This is a genomic window from Roseobacter weihaiensis, assembly GCF_020622345.1.
Taxonomy (GTDB): domain Bacteria; phylum Pseudomonadota; class Alphaproteobacteria; order Rhodobacterales; family Rhodobacteraceae; genus Roseobacter; species Roseobacter weihaiensis.
Map to the genome: position 1 here is coordinate 128,205 of NZ_JACNMO010000005.1, position 15,024 is coordinate 143,228.

Consider the following 15,024-nt stretch of genomic DNA (forward strand, 5'->3'; position numbering starts at 1 on the left):
CTTGGATGCCGCCTGCAGGCCTAAAGCCCGCAGGCTTGGTCCGTTAAGGAATGCCGGTCGAAACCCCGACCGGCCCGCTTTCATTGCTTGGCAATGGGCGGCGGTGAGGCAGAACTGCTTGCCAATACCTCTGGAATCTTCAGCAGGGCCGTTGTCGTCGTACCGTCTGGCAGAACAACAAGCACCTGTTGCGTGCCGTCAGAGTTCGGGATGACAAAGGACGCCTGTCCCGTATTCGCTTCTGCCTCTGGCACCATCATGGCGGACGCCTCTTGCGTATCACCGGTCCCAAGCGGGACGCCCGACAGGAAGTCCGAAACCCAGGAAGTGTTGCTCAGAACGGCAACATGGACCGCGAATGATCCCACCGCGACGGCCCCGAGGAAAAGCGGAACACCTACGGCGGGGGGGACAACAAGCCACATCTTTGCATTATTCATGACGGTCCTCCTTTAGCCGAGCCACGGCGTCGAGGCCGCAACCAGCAAATGAGCGATGAGTGCAATAGCACCGAAAACACGTGTCCCATCGATGAGATAGCTGTGGACTTCTTCGGCTTCGTGCAGGGTCAGCCCTGTGGGCCATACCTTATCTGGGTCGTCGGACATACGGAAACTCCTCCAATGCAGCATATTCGGAGCGCGAGGACTGCGACCGGAATCGCAACAAGGTTTTGCCCTGTTACTCCCTTGGCCGTGGCAGTTGTTGCCCGACCATACCCTCATGGTGTCAATTAATTTAGACATATCAAGTGTAAAATATATCTGACATGTCTGCCCCAGCCTATTCAATCCAGCCCGGAAATTAAAAAATCCTCTTTCTTTCATAAATGTAGACGGAAGCGTACCTTCGTTCACATTTATCCTGGCGGGCAAATCCATCCCAACGGCAGAGGCAATCAGTGCCCAGAAAATGGTCAATTGGGTTGTCCTAAAATGATTCTAATTCAGACCGAATCGGTCTGGCAGCTGTCGGAGGCGCAAAATCAACGGCATGTCCAAGCCGGATGCTGCTTTAGGTCACGCCGCCAGCCCGGTCACTTTGACCGATCATGCACGAATATGACTGTGGCGGCAGCGCAGGAGACAAAAAACCGGGTGTTTGGTGACACCTTGCTGCGTCAGGGCCGATCAACTGAAGCCATCCGGCGTGCCTGTCTCGATGGACGGTGAGGGGCAGTTTTGCGTGGGGCAGAGCGGACCGGCACAAAGGACCGTTTTCGCCACCTCGATCTAGTTCCTGGCGTTCGTTCATCACGCGGCGAAAGCTATCCGAAACAGTGTAGTCTTCGGTCGTTGTCATCCGGCCTTTCATCCAATCGGGCAATGATCGGTAGGTCTCCCCTCTGATTGGGCAAACCAAGAAAGAGCTTTGCTGTGAGGCAACGGCTACTTCAGCTAGTTGTTTTTCGTACTCCACCCAAGTGCCTTTTGTGTTGGGTGAGTGGAACAGAACAAACACAGCTCCGTCGGCAACCCCTCTTTTCATCTCTTCGATGAATGGGTCCCCGGATCTATGGTTTTGACATCGTAGAAAGTGGCAACGGCATCAAGTTCTTTATAGACCTTGTCGACAAAACTCTTGTCCAAGCTGGAATGGGATAAAAAAATTGAACCTTTTGGATGCTGCATTTTTTCCAATCTGTGTGGGGTCAACACGCTCAGATTGTGCCAGCAACACCAAGTAGTAAAGACGGAAACACTAGCGATGCCCCAACAATGTGCAAGGTAGGCACCAACTTGTTCGATTTCGCCATTAGTTCAATTAGGTCTGAACGAGTGAACCAAAACTAGAGCGTCAATGTGGCCAAGGTATATGAAGCTGTTGTCACAGGCTGCAAGGTAGGAACGTTCAAATCCTGTATGTGGCACCCATAGTGCACCCGAGGCATAAGTACGGCCTTGCTCTATTCGCCTTCCGCACCCTAAGTATCTGTTATTAATTTGGAAAAATGGTGCCCGGGGGCGGCATGGCATTCCAGTCCCAGCAAGCCCCATATAGTATCTTAGACGCTTGGAATAAATAGGTTTTCCTGGAACAGCGCTCTCAGGAGTTCTTGCGCCATCTCAGTAAATCCCGTAACCTGTGGGGGATAATTTGGGGGATACATTCTTGGGGAACCTAACAGCCCTCTTCATCAAATCCGCGCCACCCGGCAAACATGAGGATGGCGATGGGCTGCGACTGATCAAGCGCAAGGATGGCGGCGGTCAATGGGTCTTTCGCTACACGCTTTACGGGCGGCGTAGGGAGATGGGCCTAGGTGGCTTAAAGGCTCTTTCCCTGAAGGACGCTCGGGAGCTCGCCTCTGAATATCGGACTTTGGTCGTCAAAGGCAACGACCCCATCGAACATCGGCGCAAGCAACGCCGAGACGCCATGCGCAACCGCCATGTCCTCAAAGATGTCGCATTGGACGCCTTCGAAAGCCGCAAAGCCGATCTCAAGGGGGACGGGACTGCGGGACGATGGTATAGCCCGTTGGAACATCACGTGCTGCCCAAACTTGGACGCATGCCCGTCACCGAGATCACCCAAAGCGATGTCCGGGACGCGTTGGCCCCGATCTGGCATGCCAAGGCTGCAACTGCCACGAAGGCCGCCAATCGCCTCAAGATCGTTCTGGATCACGCAGCCGCTCTGGGCCTCGATGTCGATTTGCAGGCGGTTGCCAAGGCGAAGCAACTCCTCGGTCGGCAGCGGCACGAGGTCACGTCGATCCCGAGTATGCCGTGGGAGGATGTCCCGGCGTTCTACGCCTCCATTGATGAGCCAACGATCACGCATCTCGCGCTGCGACTGCTCATCCTTACAGGGCTTCGCTCACGGCCCGTGCGGTTTGCGCGGCTGGAAGAAATAGGTGGCGATATCTGGACCGTGCCCGCGAACAACATGAAGGCGCGCCTGGGCGCTGCGGAGGACTTCCGCGTCCCCCTCAGCGAAGAGGCACAACGTGTTCTCGAGCTTGCCCGCCCCTACGAGCGCGATGGGTATCTATTTCCGTCTGTCCGCAAGGGCGTCATCAGTGACGCAACCATGGCACGGCTGATGGAGCGCCGAGGGCTTGAGGCCCGTCCGCATGGCTTCAGGTCCAGTCTGCGGACATGGCTTGCCGAAGAGACAGACGCCCCGCATGAAGTGGCAGAAATGGTCTTGGCGCACGTCTCCGACAGCAAGGTCGTCCGGACCTATCGCCAGACCGACTTCCTCGATCAGCGGCGGCCTTTGATGGACCGCTGGGCAAAGATTTGCACGGGGCAATGCCCCTAACACGTCGCTGGCCGCTGACCTCTGGACCACTACCGGCTCAAGGGCCCATCTCGTTTCCGAGCGTCTTCGAACGCCCCTTTCCCCTTCTCGGCCCAAACTTCTCGCGCATGATCGCCTTGGTCGCTTTGCAGTTTGTCGGCTATCCAGAGCAGTGCGCCGTAGATCAGGGCGCGGTCGTCACCGGTGAGCTCCACGACGCGCGACTTGACGAGAAGGCCTCCAAGTTCGATCAGATGCCGTGTGCGCTTGCGGCGTTCGACCTGCCAATTGCGCATATCACGCCGCGCCTTTGTCGCCTGATGCCGGTTGCGTGCCGCTCGGTTGCGCCGGAGTGCTTTTCGCGTTGCGGTCAGCCGTTTTCTGAGATCGCCGCGACCGGCGCTGAAAGAACGCGGCCCCGCGTTTTGCCCATGCCTCCCTTTTGCCGGTGTCTGTGGTCTCGGCCAGCACGATCAGTGCGCCCGCCAGTTCGTCGGCGCTGAACGCATCGGCCCCGGTGGCAATCACCAGCTCGCCAAGCTGCTGCACCTTGCGGGACTTCAGCTCTTTCGCCTTCGCTTCCAGTCCTTTCAGTTCCGCATCATAATCCCGTGGTTTGCGCATTCCTGCCTCCATAACCTGTTGATGCAGCGAGGATAGCGGGGCATGTTTCAGAAGGCAGGAGAGTCGTCAGGACGGCTGGGGACGCACCGGTCCATCCCGAGATTTTATTGAGGGAGGGCGCGCTTATACGTCGTTCCGACGTGGGCGTTCTTGTGTAGATGATTGCGCCATCATGGCAATCTATCATCTCCACGTGAAGGTCATCGGGCGCGCAGCTGGTTCCAGCGCGGTGGCGTCCGCTGCCTACCGCGCAGCATCGCGGTTGCGCGACGAGCGGCTGGACCGTCCCCGTGACTTCACGGCCAAGCGCGGTGTCGTGCATTCCGAGGTGCTGCTTCCGGAAACCGCGCCCGAGGTCTGGTCTGACCGCGAACAGCTCTGGAACGCCGTCGAGGCGGTCGAGGTCAGGCGCGATGCGCAGCTGGCCAGGGAGGTAGAGTTCGCCATTCCGCGCGAGATGAATCAGGCAGAGGGCATCGCGCTCGCCCGCGACTTCGTGCAGTCGGAGTTCGTGGATCGCGGTATGATCGCCGATCTCAATGTGCATTGGGACAGGGGTGCGGATGGCCTGCCCAAACCCCATGCCCATGTCATGCTGACGATGCGGTCCGTCGATGAAGATGGGTTTGGCAAAAAGGTGCGCGACTGGAACAGCACCGGGATGGTCGGGCGTTGGAGGGAACGCTGGGCGACGCTTGCCAACGAGCGGTTGGCTGAACTCGACATCGACGCACGCATCGATCACAGGAGTCTGGAAGACCAAGGCATCGCGCTGGAGCCGCAAAGCCAGATCGGCGCGCCCGCGCAGCGTATCGCGGGCGAAGGGAGCCCTGCCGACCGGACCGAACTGCATCGTGAGATCGCACGCGACAACGGAGCGAGTATCATCGCGGAACCTTCGCTTGCACTGGACGCGATTACCCATCAGCAATCGACCTTCACGCAGCGCGACATGGCACGCTTCGCACATCGGCACAGCGATGGGATCGATCAGTTCAACGCGGTGAACAACGCAATCCGAAGCGCGCCCGATCTGGTTGGGCTTGGCCAGGATGGGTGCGGCGAGGACCGTTTCACCACCCGCACGATGATCGAGGCCGAACAGCGCCTGCATCGGGCCGCCAAAGTCTTGGCCGAGAAGCAACATCATGAAGTGCGGGATGCGGATCGCGAAGCAGCCTTGGCGCGTGCGGAAGCGCGCGGTCTGGTTCTATCGCGCGAGCAGGCCGATGCACTGTCGCAAGTAACCACCGGGCGCGATCTTGGCATTGTCGTCGGCCATGCCGGGACGGGAAAGAGCGCGATGTTGGGCGTAGCGCGAGAGGCCTGGGAGGCGGCGGGGTATCGGGTACGCGGCGCGGCGCTCTCCGGTATCGCGGCAGACGGTCTTGAGGGTGGATCGGGCATCGCGTCGCGCACCATCGCCAGCCTGGAACACGGTTGCGCGAACGACCGCGATCACCTCACCGCGCGCGATGTGCTGGTTATCGACGAGGCGGGCATGGTCGGCACGCGGCAGTTGGAACGCGTGCTGTCACATGCCGCAGACGCGGGGGCCAAGGTCGTACTGGTCGGCGATCCGCAACAGCTGCAATCCATCGAGGCGGGCGCAGCCTTCCGGTCGCTCCACGAGCGTCACGGTGGCGCGGAGATCGGTGAGGTGCGTCGCCAGCGCACGGACTGGCAGCGTGACGCCACCCGCGATCTGGCGACCGGTCGAACCGGGGCGGCGATCCAGGCCTATGAGGCACAAGGCATGGTGCATTCCGCCGAGACACGTGAGCAGGCGCGCGCCGACCTGATCGACCGCTGGGACCGCGACCGGCAGGCGGCCCCGGATCAGAGCCGGGTCATCCTGACCCACACCAACGCCGAAGTGTACGCCTTGAATGATTTGGCACGGGAGCGGAAACGCGCGGCGGGCGATCTGGGAGAAGACGTCTCCTTGACGGTCGAGCGCGGTGACCGTCTCTTTGCCAGCGGCGATCGGGTGATGTTCCTGCAGAACGACCGCGGCCTTGGCGTAAAGAACGGCACGCTCGGGACCATCCATGAGGCCAACACACAGTCCCTGTCCGTTCATACCGATGATGGGCGCTCCATCGCCTTCGACCTCAAGGACTACGACCGCCTCGACCACGGCTATGCCGCGACCATCCACAAGGCCCAGGGCATGACGGTGGACCGCACCCATGTTCTCGCGACGCCGGGCCTCGACGCCCATGGCAGCTATGTCGCCCTGTCGCGGCATCGGGACGGACTAAACCTGTACTACGGTCGCGACGACTTCGCCTCGCAGGATCGCCTGATCCGCACCCTGTCGCGCGACCGGGCCAAGGATATGGCGCTCGACTACGCCGACACCAATCCGGCGCTGGCTTATGCCGAGCGGCGCGGGATCACGTTCCGGGAGCGTGTTATCGAGGTCCTGCGCAAGGTGGTGCCCGAGAGACTCCGCGATAGGATTGATGGGTCGCGCCCTGCCAAAGACGGCGCGCTTGGCTCGGATGGCGCGCAGAGGCCGGGAAGGGAAGAGGCAAGAAAGGATATCCGTCCCAGCGCGGATACGCTGCAGAAAGCCGTGGCGTATGACCCGGAAGCGGCAATGCGAAAAGCCCGCACCGAAGCCCTCAAACGCCATGCGCGCGCGGTGGATGCGATCTTCACGGCTCAGGAGAGGGGGAACTCGGGCACGCCTGACCAGTTGCGCGACCTCGCCGAGTCTCGCGCGTCCTTCGAAGAGGTCCGGCCTGACGGCTGGCGCGATGCCGAAGCAGCCTATGCCAAGGACCCGTCCCTTGCCCGCGAGGCCGGATCGGGCCAAGCCAACCGCGCTATCCGTGCGCTTCAACTTGAGACGCAGTTGCGCACCTCTCCAGAGCGCCGGGCCGCGCAGTTCGTGGAGCGCTGGCAGCACCTTGATCGGACCAGCCTGTCGCACTACCGGTCGGGCACGATGTCCGATTACCGGTCGACACGCGCGGAGATGGGCGAGATGGCCAAGAGCCTGCAGCGCGATCCGCAACTGGAATCTCTGCTTGCCAACCGCAAGGCCGAGCTGGGCATCCGGATGGACTCGGGTCGCCGACTCGGTGCGGAGTTGGCTTATTGTCACGGCATCGACATCACCCGGGGACGCGGTCTCGGTCTCTGACACATATCCGATCTGCCGCCCATTCCACGCCCTGCTGCGACGATGGGCCGAACGGTCTTGCGCAGTCAACGTGGCGTGGGCTGATTGGTTCAGAATTACCCAGAAACAACCAGCAGGAGGCATTAAACCCATGTCCAACCCAGACCGTATCATCCGCCTGAACACAGTCCTGGACCGAACCGGCTTGTCCCGGTCCACCATCTATCGCAAGATCGCAGAAGGCACCTTCCCGGCCCAACTCAGGATCAGCATCCACGGTGCAGGATGGCGGGAGTCCGATGTAAACCGATGGGTTGAAAACCCAGTAGGCTGGCAATTGGAGCGAGAGGAACGCTGACAGCCGCGAGGGTTTTGCAGTGTTGCCGGGTTGCCTCGCGTATCAGCCAGGCGATGTCTGGCGAAGAACAGGCCGCAAGACGAAGCTGTTGCTTGCCGTGGTGAGGGCAACCGGCTCCAACAGCCAATAGCGGTCACTCGATCAGGTGCTCGCATGCTGCGGTGCGGCCCCTTATTGTGATCTTTAGCGGCAACTGCAAAACCAACTGGTGAGCGAATTCACAGTTCGCGGGACGGAGCGGCCTTATGCACCTGCAGCTATTGCTGACGCAGCATTTTTTCGCAGTTGCTGCTGTTTCTATGCTGGGATGCAGTCTGCGTCGTGGAAGCGGTCGTTTAAAGTTACAATCTCGGAGGGTATCCATACCTTCGTTTGCGTTCCAGGCCTGGTCGTCAGGACACGAAACTAGGGAAGCTTCTTTGCAACCATAAAATAGCTAGATGCACCCTTGAAAATTGCCTCAGTCTTAATGACCTGCAACCTTTCATCATCCATCAGATCGTCCAAATCTGCACTCTTGAGTTGTCGGATGGGGATCGGGATAACCCCCAACTTTAACAACGCTCTGACCAGCAGAATTTGCAGTGAAACCAAGGTTGACTTTTTTCCGCCCAAGCAAGGTGTGACAGCAATAAACAACCCGCCGGGCTTCAGCAATTCAACCGTTCTTTGCACAACACTTTCCGGATCAGGCACTGTGTGCAGCATGTTGAATGCTAACACCACATCGAATGAACCATTCTGGAACGCCTCATCGACGATGTCAGCTTGTTCGAAATCAACGTTCACGACGCCAGCTGTTGCGGCCTTTCCCTTTGCGATTTCGATCATCGCAGTTGAAATATCAATCGCGCGGACGCTCTTGACCAAGCCGGAAATCTCGCAGGCGGTCGTACCTGTTCCACATCCGTAGTCCAACACAATGTCGGTATCATTCAGATATCTTTTTGTGTTTTCGCGGCTGCGACTATGAATAAACTCAAATTTCTCTTCAGTGTTGTCATAGTTGCTAGCGGCTTGGTCCCAAAACTTTTCCGATTTGCTCATTCTGTCTTTCCTGTATTTTCAACGTGATCGTGCAGCGCATCGTCGCAATCGTGAGGACGGCATCAATGCCTTAATGCGCCTTCTTACTTGCTTGGCAGCCCGTTGTTGCGGGGCCCGGTTTGATGGTCACAATCAGTAGCAACAAAGCTATCCCTCCCAGACCAGCGGCCAGCAAAAATGGTGCCCCGGAGTGCCAAGTGTTTGCCGATCCCCCGTTTGACAATTGAGAGGCAAAAAGTTGGGTCATCATTGGGAACGAAATCAAAGACGCTAAAGCGCCAAGGCTTGCAAACCTTCCTTGCAACTCGCCCTGCCGATCAGGATCGACTTGCGCTGAGGTTTGGCCAACAATCGTAATGCCAACAATCGCTCTGAACGCGAAAACTGGCAGGAGCATCAATGCGAACAACCCTGATTGCAGCCAAACAAGTGTTAGGAAACCTGCAATTCCAAGCAGCAGCCCCAACGCAGCCACATTCAGGTTGCCTATTCGCTTGGCGACCGGTCCCAAAATCACGGCCTGTGTCAGCACAAAGCATATACCAATGATACTGAAGGAAAGACCAATCGTGGTGCTGTTCCATCCGTATCGCGCGGCACCGAAGTACGCCCAAACTGCCGAAAAGGCAAAACCTGCTAAAGCATCAAAAAAGTACACCGCGAGCAGTGCCAACGACACCCCTTGCAATGGTGACAGCAAAGGACCAAGCGGATTGATGATCTTCCAGGTTATTGGCCGTCTGTTCTCGCCAGGCAGCGACTCTTGTACAAAGAGTATCGTTCCCACCAAAGTCAACAATGACAAAGCCGAGGCTGCGTAAAATGGAGCACGGGGTCCGTAGGTGCCCAATAGTCCGCCGATGAATGGCCCCATGACAAAGCCGATTCCGGCTGCCGCACCCACGTAGCCGAAGAACTTGGTGCGGTCTTCCTTGGACGAGCGATCAGCCAAGTATGCATTGGCAACTGAAAACGTCGCCGAACTGGCCCCGGACAACATTCGGCCAAGGAAAATCACCCAAAGGTAAGGTGCCATTGTCATCATGAGATAGTCCGCCGAAGCGAGTGCCAATGAGCCCAGCAAGATCGGACGGCGGCCGTATCTGTCGGACAACGCGCCCAAGATCGGACTGAAAACAAACTGCATCGCCGCAAAAACCAATGAAAGGTATCCGCCAATCGCCGCAGCTCTGGCAATTGACCCACCTTGAAACCCGGCAAGTAGCTCTGGCATGACTGGCATAATGAGGCCGAGACCCATCGTGTTCAGGATAGCGATTGTGCAGATTACAGCCGTTGCTCGGTCAAATCCCATAGGCATATTGTTCTCCGGTTCTTCGAACAATTCTTGCCCGTAAGTTTTCTAGAAATGTTATTGAACCAAGCGGTCAGGCGCCGCGCATTTAAGATGTTATTACATCTGTCCGCTCAGGTGCTTGCCACTGCCAAGCGATCCCGATGATGGCGATTAGGGCGATCAACTGAATACCCATGAAAAAGACGTTGTCGAGGTCGGGCTTGAGGTTCATCGTCACGATCATGGTCATCGTCAAAGGGCCCACCACAATGTTCGCCTTTCGATTTATCCCATGAGGCAACAGCAATGCGAGGATTGTCATCAAGATCGGGATCTCTATCATGAGCCACCCTAGCAGCATCAACACTTCCGTGACGACGACCCCGTCAATTGTGCCGGACATCATCTGTTCCAACATGCCGGGGCGGATCAACTCATGGATATCGCGTGCAAAGAAATTCAGAATAATGAAGATCCACAGGACCGACAAAAGGATACGGGGATTGGCAATATTGTACGTCATTTCAAGTCTCATTTCTTGGTGTGGAAGGCCGGATAGAAGGTTTTGAAAGATGTTTTTGCCGACACTTTGGCGGCCTCAGCATTGCGCGTATGAAGATTTCTGCGGCCAGCAGATTGAGCACCCATGCGAAGATCATCAGCCCATCGCGCAAAGGTCCCATGGCTTCGGAGCCGGCAACAATGATCCAAGCAATACCCAAAACGGTTTGGGTCGAAGCACCTTGACCGATGGCATAAGCCCGCATCAACGACGCGCTGTGTTGGAAAACGTTGCGGGATTTGATTGCGATCACCGCCCAGATAATGAGTGCAATCATTGCTGTGCCCAACAACATCCGCACCCAATAAAGGGGAGCCCCCTGAAGCACTTCGGGAAAAGCATAAAAATGCGTCATCCAAAGGCCAGTGAGCGCAGAAACACATCCCGCCGCCGCGCCCACCCGACCGATGGCGCGATGCGCTGCGGGACGTTGGCGGCGCAGACTCGGCAAGAACTGGAACGCGCCGAGCACGCAAAACAGACTGCTGCCAAGGATGTGGAGAATGATGGGTGTTGGGGCAAGTAATGCCCGCGGATTCTCTGGTGCGATCTGCGGCCCGCCTGCAAGCTCGAGAACACGTATCACCCCGCCAACGACCGGAATGAACGAATAGACCAAGATTACGACAAGGACGACCCACTCGGATTTTCCCATGCGAAGTTTGGGAGTCTTTCGATTTGCAGTCATCATTGTGGCCGCCGCGCCCAAAAGGCAGTGCTTGCGAAGCCAGCGGAGCTGAGCCGGACCGGTCTGTATCCGACATCGACAAGCTGGGATGCATTTAACCAGGCGATCCCCTCTTGTTCTGTGATCGCCCAAGTACGCCACAAAAGTTGGACGAGTGCGCCAAAAAGTGAGGGGCGCGTCACGCAAAGGAACACCATCCCACCCGGCTTTAGAACGCGAACCATCTCTGCAAGGGCACGTTGCGGATCTGGCAGATGTTCAAGGACATGCGCGGCCATTACGACGTCAAAAGACTGATCCTCATAGGGCAATGACAAAACATCAGCCTGTTGAAGGTGTGGGTCCAGCCCGGCGTGCTGCATCACGCTCTTGGCCTGCATAAGCATTTCAGCAGAGGTATCAATTGCATGAAAGTCGGCCGGACCCTTCATGAGGCTAGCAAGCGCAATCGAAAGGCTCCCATTTCCGACGCCGCAATCAAGGATCCGCGCCTGAGGCTCAACCTGCATAAGATCTATGACAACCCGAGATGCCAAAAGGGGTTCGCAATATGCGGCATTCAATCGAAAACGACGCGCCGTCCGCGCCCATCTGCCTGAAGCCGCGTCGTAGCGACTGGCAAGGTCCGTGCTGGAGAGCACACGCCTGCTAATGACAACTTCCCAAGAGCCAAAACGACGAGAAGTCATGGGGATAGCCTGTTCCATCGCGGCATTGCGCGATGCGTTATGGCCATTCTTTCTTGGCGGCGTCATATCTTTTTACCTGCTTAAACTTGATCGTTGGCAAAGATATAGAACGCAGCCTATCGATACGGAATTGCGTTTCTCTCTTGATCTGGTATACGAAAATAATGGAGTGGAAACGATCAGCTTTTGACTGGAACCAAGCGCGGGCGTTTCTCGTTACCGCTGAAGAGGGGTCGCTGTCTGCCGCAGCGCGCGCTCTTGGGCTGACGCAACCAACGCTGAGCCGACAGGTCGCGGGCCTCGAAGAGGCTCTTGGTGTGACCCTCTTTGAACGGACATCGCGCGCACTTTTGCTGACACAGTCAGGCGTAAAGTTGCTTGCAGATTTTCGGACGATGGGCGATGCGGCAAACAATATATCCCTTGCAGCAACAGGCCAATCCCAAGCCGTGACCGGGCATGTGTTGATTTCGGCCACAGACCTGATGGCAAGGTATTTGCTGCCGCCAGTCCTCAAGAAGTTGCGCAGAACGGCGCCGGATCTTCAGATCGAGATCATCGCGTCAAATGAGTTGAGCGATCTACGGCGGCGTGAGGCGGACATCGCAGTCCGTCATAGTCGACCTAATGACGCGGCTTTGTTTGCAAAACGGCTCCACGACAAGAAGGCACATCTTTTCGCTTCGAAAGAGTACCTTGACGAGGTTGGCCGTCCAGAGACGCTCGCTGATCTTGAAAAATTGACATTTGTTGGTTTTGACCAACCAGAACTTCGGCTTGGATTGATGGCGTCACGTGGCGTGAAGCTAACCACCGCGAATTTTAATTTTTCGACGTCGAGTGCCACCCTAGCACTTGAACTTGTCCGGCAGGGCTTTGGCATTGGCCTTCTCCCAACCGAAATAAGCGAGCATTGTCCAGAACTCGAAAACCCTTATTCAGAGTTTGAGCCAATCAGTATTGAGACATGGCTAGTGGCCCACCGCGAGCTTAAGACAAATCTACGCATTCGCGTGGTTTTTGATCTTTTGGCAGAGGGTATTGGTTAAGAACATCGAAGCTCCGTTGCCGGGTTGTGGCTGGAAGGCCAAAGCCGCCGCTATTCCAAACACCTCCCGGAATGGGCTATCGGATGGGAGGTCCCAGCACAGACGAAACGTCAATTACGGGCATAGGAGCAAGCAAAGCGAATTGCCGTTTTGTCCCGCTGTCTGAGAATGCGACCTTTGATCCATGCTGCACACTACATGAATGGCTGGTTTTCGCGCTGCGCGGTAGCAACGAATTTGACATTGACGCAGCATCTTCTGCGCTGCGAGCGCAGGCAGCGCAAAATGAACAGGTCTGGTATGGGCTCTCTGCCGCCATTAGATAGGTCGCAGCATTTTGCCCGTTTGGAGCCCTCGCCCCCGGCAAGGACGGCCCGTTGCTGCTATTCGACAGCCGATCAGGATGTCTCAGTGCGCTCGCCGAACCAGCCATTCGCTGCGACTGCAAGATCTCAACGCAAGCGAACTGGAAGTATGCGGGACAAAGCGAGCTTTCGCTGCGACTGCGCCAATGGCGGCTTAGGTGATTTGGTAAAAGGTGGTAGGGTCGTAAATCACAATTTGCAAAAAAGTTGGTTGTCATGAACAACGATAATAAGATTTCCACCCACTATCACCACGGAAACCTACTAACCGCGATTGAGTCAGGCCTCAAAAAACAGGGTATTAAACCTGAAAACGCCAGTGTTGAGGATCTTGGTCCAGTAGACGAATTTCACATCGGTGGGCGGGCAGCGAGCATTCATTTCCTGGACCAGCTTAGGATATCGCCGTCCCAAACCATACTCGATATCGGCTGCGGTTTGGGAGGTTCAGCGCGTTTCACCGCGAAGACCTACGGGGCGAAGATCACTGGGATTGATCTGACACCTGAATACGTTGATGTCGGGCAGCGGCTTTGCGAATGGGTCGGCTTGTCGGATCGCATAACACTCCGGCGAGGAAGTGCACTTTCGCTTCCTTTTGAGGATGCAAGTTTTGACGGTGCATTCATGATGCATGTTGGTATGAACATCGAAGACAAGCAGGTTCTGATGTCTGAGGTGTCCCGTGTTCTAAAATCTGGCGCAAAGTTTGGTATCTACGATATTATGAAGGGTAATGACGAAGAGCTAATCTACCCTGTTCCTTGGGCAACAACACATGAAACAAGCTGGGTTGCAGCGCCCAAAGACTATCGAATGGCACTCGAAGCCAACGGGTTCGTCGTCGATGAGGAAAACAATCGTCACGACTTTGCAATGGATTTCTTCAAGAAAATGAAAGCGGCAAGCGCAGCCGCTGGAGGACCACCCCCTTTGGGTTTACATGTACTCATGCAGCAGACCACCGCAGAAAAAATCCCAAATATGGTAGCAAATTTGGCTGCAGGGCGCATTTCACCGATCGAAATGATCGCGATAAAAGACGCCTAGAACTTTGGGCTCTAGCGTTGTGATGAAACCGGTGGGATCGACATTGAAGGCTAGAATAACGGACATACGTCCAGCACGCAGCATCGGTCAATGTGGGCTCACAGCCGACCTCGGATGCATCGCAGCATCATGTGATATGATGTCTTGTCAACGTCGGGTTGTCGATGTGGGAGGGCGCGGTGGATCGGAGGATCCGTTATGGAAGCATCAAACTTACCCGCCATCCGCGCGCTGCGCCCGGCCTGGAACAAAGGCCGGATCGTCGGCCAGAAACGGCCGCTCAAGCCAAAACACGTTTGGGCGATCAGAGTGCGACTGGAGCTAGCCGAAAACCATCGTGATCTGGCCCTCTTCAATCTTGCGATCGACAGCAAGCTACGCGGCTGCGACCTGGTGAAGATGAAGGTGGTCGATATCATGGCGTCAGGCCAAATCAAGGAACGCGCGTCGGTTTTGCAGAGCAAGACGCAGAAACCTGTGCGTTTCGAAATTTCTGAAGGCACTCGAGCATCGTTGGCACGGTGGATGCGAGAGCCGCTCATGATCGGATCAGAATATCTCTCGCCCGGGCGTTTTCATGAACGGCTGCACATCGGGACCCGCCAGTACGCGCGGATTGTGCGAGAATGGGTGATATCCATTGGCCTAGAAGCCAGTGCCTACGGCACCCATTCGATGCGGCGCACGAAGGTGACGCAAATTTGCAAGAAGACCGGCAAACTCAGGGCAGTCCAGCTTCTATTGGGTCACACCAAGATGGTCAGCACTGTCAGGTATCTCGGCGTCGAGCTTGAAGACGCGTTGGCGATCGCCGAAGCTATCGAAATCTGAAGGCATGGGCCGTCTTCACGGACGGCCCATAGACGACCTCCACCGACCATCCGGATGCCGCGCCGCAGCTTAGCCAGACCAG

15 protein-coding genes are annotated in these 15,024 nt (G+C 56.7%); 6 read left to right on the top strand and 9 right to left on the bottom strand.

All coding sequences use genetic code 11. The features are described 5' to 3' along the window. Positions 1–80: 80 nt before the first annotated feature. Both H7847_RS07835 and pufB read right to left on the bottom strand, forming a co-directional pair. Positions 81–440, bottom strand: a complete 360-nt coding sequence (locus H7847_RS07835; protein WP_227268830.1) for a light-harvesting protein — start codon at positions 438–440, stop codon at positions 81–83. Positions 441–452: 12 nt separating this feature from the next. After that, entirely contained in the window at positions 453–608 is a 156-nt protein-coding gene (gene pufB / locus H7847_RS07840) for a light-harvesting antenna LH1, beta subunit (protein WP_227268832.1), read from the bottom strand. 1,504 nt (positions 609–2,112) lie between these two features. Here pufB and H7847_RS07845 point away from each other — a divergent pair. Then, complete coding sequence (locus tag H7847_RS07845; RefSeq protein WP_227268834.1) at positions 2,113–3,270, top strand: tyrosine-type recombinase/integrase; 1,158 nt, start codon at positions 2,113–2,115, stop codon at positions 3,268–3,270. A gap of 29 nt (positions 3,271–3,299) precedes the next feature. Here H7847_RS07845 and H7847_RS07850 read toward each other — a convergent pair whose 3' ends face one another. Both H7847_RS07850 and H7847_RS07855 read right to left on the bottom strand, forming a co-directional pair. After that, complete coding sequence (locus H7847_RS07850; RefSeq protein WP_227268835.1) at positions 3,300–3,545, bottom strand: conjugal transfer protein TraD; 246 nt, start codon at positions 3,543–3,545, stop codon at positions 3,300–3,302. 1 nt (position 3,546) lies between these two features. Beyond that, on the bottom strand, positions 3,547–3,873 hold the full coding sequence (locus H7847_RS07855) for a conjugal transfer protein TraD (protein WP_227268836.1): 327 nt from the start codon (positions 3,871–3,873) through the stop codon (positions 3,547–3,549). 172 nt (positions 3,874–4,045) lie between these two features. Here H7847_RS07855 and traA point away from each other — a divergent pair, with 172 nt between their 5' ends. Both traA and H7847_RS07865 read left to right on the top strand, forming a co-directional pair. After that, positions 4,046–7,027, top strand: coding sequence for a Ti-type conjugative transfer relaxase TraA (gene traA / locus H7847_RS07860; RefSeq protein ID WP_227268837.1), 2,982 nt, complete (start codon positions 4,046–4,048; stop codon positions 7,025–7,027). Between the two features lie 130 nt (positions 7,028–7,157). Next, positions 7,158–7,364, top strand: coding sequence for a helix-turn-helix transcriptional regulator (locus H7847_RS07865; protein WP_227268838.1), 207 nt, complete (start codon positions 7,158–7,160; stop codon positions 7,362–7,364). A gap of 405 nt (positions 7,365–7,769) precedes the next feature. Here H7847_RS07865 and H7847_RS07870 read toward each other — a convergent pair whose 3' ends face one another. From H7847_RS07870 to H7847_RS07890, 5 genes are all read right to left on the bottom strand, one after another. Continuing rightward, a complete protein-coding gene (locus tag H7847_RS07870) occupies positions 7,770–8,411 on the bottom strand; it encodes a class I SAM-dependent methyltransferase (RefSeq protein WP_227268839.1) in 642 nt (213 codons plus the stop codon). 70 nt (positions 8,412–8,481) lie between these two features. After that, positions 8,482–9,732, bottom strand: coding sequence for an MFS transporter (locus H7847_RS07875; protein ID WP_227268840.1), 1,251 nt, complete (start codon positions 9,730–9,732; stop codon positions 8,482–8,484). An 82-nt stretch (positions 9,733–9,814) separates the two neighbouring features. Then, positions 9,815–10,231, bottom strand: coding sequence for a DUF6326 family protein (locus H7847_RS07880; protein WP_227268841.1), 417 nt, complete (start codon positions 10,229–10,231; stop codon positions 9,815–9,817). A 1-nt stretch (position 10,232) separates the two neighbouring features. Continuing rightward, positions 10,233–10,961 carry a DUF2306 domain-containing protein gene (locus H7847_RS07885; protein WP_227268842.1) on the bottom strand — a complete coding sequence of 243 codons (729 nt, stop codon included), beginning with the start codon at positions 10,959–10,961 and terminating at the stop codon, positions 10,233–10,235. Continuing rightward, on the bottom strand, positions 10,958–11,713 hold the full coding sequence (locus H7847_RS07890) for a class I SAM-dependent methyltransferase (protein ID WP_213890718.1): 756 nt from the start codon (positions 11,711–11,713) through the stop codon (positions 10,958–10,960). The genes H7847_RS07885 and H7847_RS07890 overlap by 4 nt, the downstream gene beginning before the upstream one ends. A gap of 98 nt (positions 11,714–11,811) precedes the next feature. On the opposite strand from H7847_RS07890, the gene H7847_RS07895 reads away from it, so the two are divergent. From H7847_RS07895 to H7847_RS07905, 3 genes are all read left to right on the top strand, one after another. Next, the gene (locus H7847_RS07895; RefSeq protein WP_227268844.1) at positions 11,812–12,696 is read left to right on the top strand and encodes a LysR family transcriptional regulator; all 885 of its coding nucleotides are present in this window, start codon (positions 11,812–11,814) and stop codon (positions 12,694–12,696) included. Positions 12,697–13,277: 581 nt separating this feature from the next. Beyond that, complete coding sequence (locus H7847_RS07900; RefSeq protein ID WP_227268845.1) at positions 13,278–14,111, top strand: class I SAM-dependent methyltransferase; 834 nt, start codon at positions 13,278–13,280, stop codon at positions 14,109–14,111. A 198-nt stretch (positions 14,112–14,309) separates the two neighbouring features. Further along, the gene (locus H7847_RS07905; protein ID WP_227268846.1) at positions 14,310–14,942 is read left to right on the top strand and encodes a tyrosine-type recombinase/integrase; all 633 of its coding nucleotides are present in this window, start codon (positions 14,310–14,312) and stop codon (positions 14,940–14,942) included. Positions 14,943–15,024: the final 82 nt, after the last annotated feature.

What these genes read in the sequence shown, in the direction of transcription:
- H7847_RS07835 (WP_227268830.1), bottom strand. Translation starts at nt 440, where the DNA reads ATGAATAATGCAAAGATGTGGCTTGTTGTCCCCCCCGCCGTAGGTGTT.
- pufB (WP_227268832.1), bottom strand. Translation starts at nt 608, where the DNA reads ATGTCCGACGACCCAGATAAGGTATGGCCCACAGGGCTGACCCTGCAC.
- H7847_RS07850 (WP_227268835.1), bottom strand. Translation starts at nt 3,545, where the DNA reads ATGCGCAATTGGCAGGTCGAACGCCGCAAGCGCACACGGCATCTGATC.
- H7847_RS07855 (WP_227268836.1), bottom strand. Translation starts at nt 3,873, where the DNA reads ATGCGCAAACCACGGGATTATGATGCGGAACTGAAAGGACTGGAAGCG.
- traA (WP_227268837.1), top strand. Translation starts at nt 4,046, where the DNA reads ATGGCAATCTATCATCTCCACGTGAAGGTCATCGGGCGCGCAGCTGGT.
- H7847_RS07865 (WP_227268838.1), top strand. Translation starts at nt 7,158, where the DNA reads ATGTCCAACCCAGACCGTATCATCCGCCTGAACACAGTCCTGGACCGA.
- H7847_RS07870 (WP_227268839.1), bottom strand. Translation starts at nt 8,411, where the DNA reads ATGAGCAAATCGGAAAAGTTTTGGGACCAAGCCGCTAGCAACTATGAC.
- H7847_RS07875 (WP_227268840.1), bottom strand. Translation starts at nt 9,732, where the DNA reads ATGCCTATGGGATTTGACCGAGCAACGGCTGTAATCTGCACAATCGCT.
- H7847_RS07880 (WP_227268841.1), bottom strand. Translation starts at nt 10,231, where the DNA reads ATGACGTACAATATTGCCAATCCCCGTATCCTTTTGTCGGTCCTGTGG.
- H7847_RS07885 (WP_227268842.1), bottom strand. Translation starts at nt 10,961, where the DNA reads ATGATGACTGCAAATCGAAAGACTCCCAAACTTCGCATGGGAAAATCC.
- H7847_RS07890 (WP_213890718.1), bottom strand. Translation starts at nt 11,713, where the DNA reads ATGACGCCGCCAAGAAAGAATGGCCATAACGCATCGCGCAATGCCGCG.
- H7847_RS07895 (WP_227268844.1), top strand. Translation starts at nt 11,812, where the DNA reads ATGGAGTGGAAACGATCAGCTTTTGACTGGAACCAAGCGCGGGCGTTT.
- H7847_RS07900 (WP_227268845.1), top strand. Translation starts at nt 13,278, where the DNA reads ATGAACAACGATAATAAGATTTCCACCCACTATCACCACGGAAACCTA.
- H7847_RS07905 (WP_227268846.1), top strand. Translation starts at nt 14,310, where the DNA reads ATGGAAGCATCAAACTTACCCGCCATCCGCGCGCTGCGCCCGGCCTGG.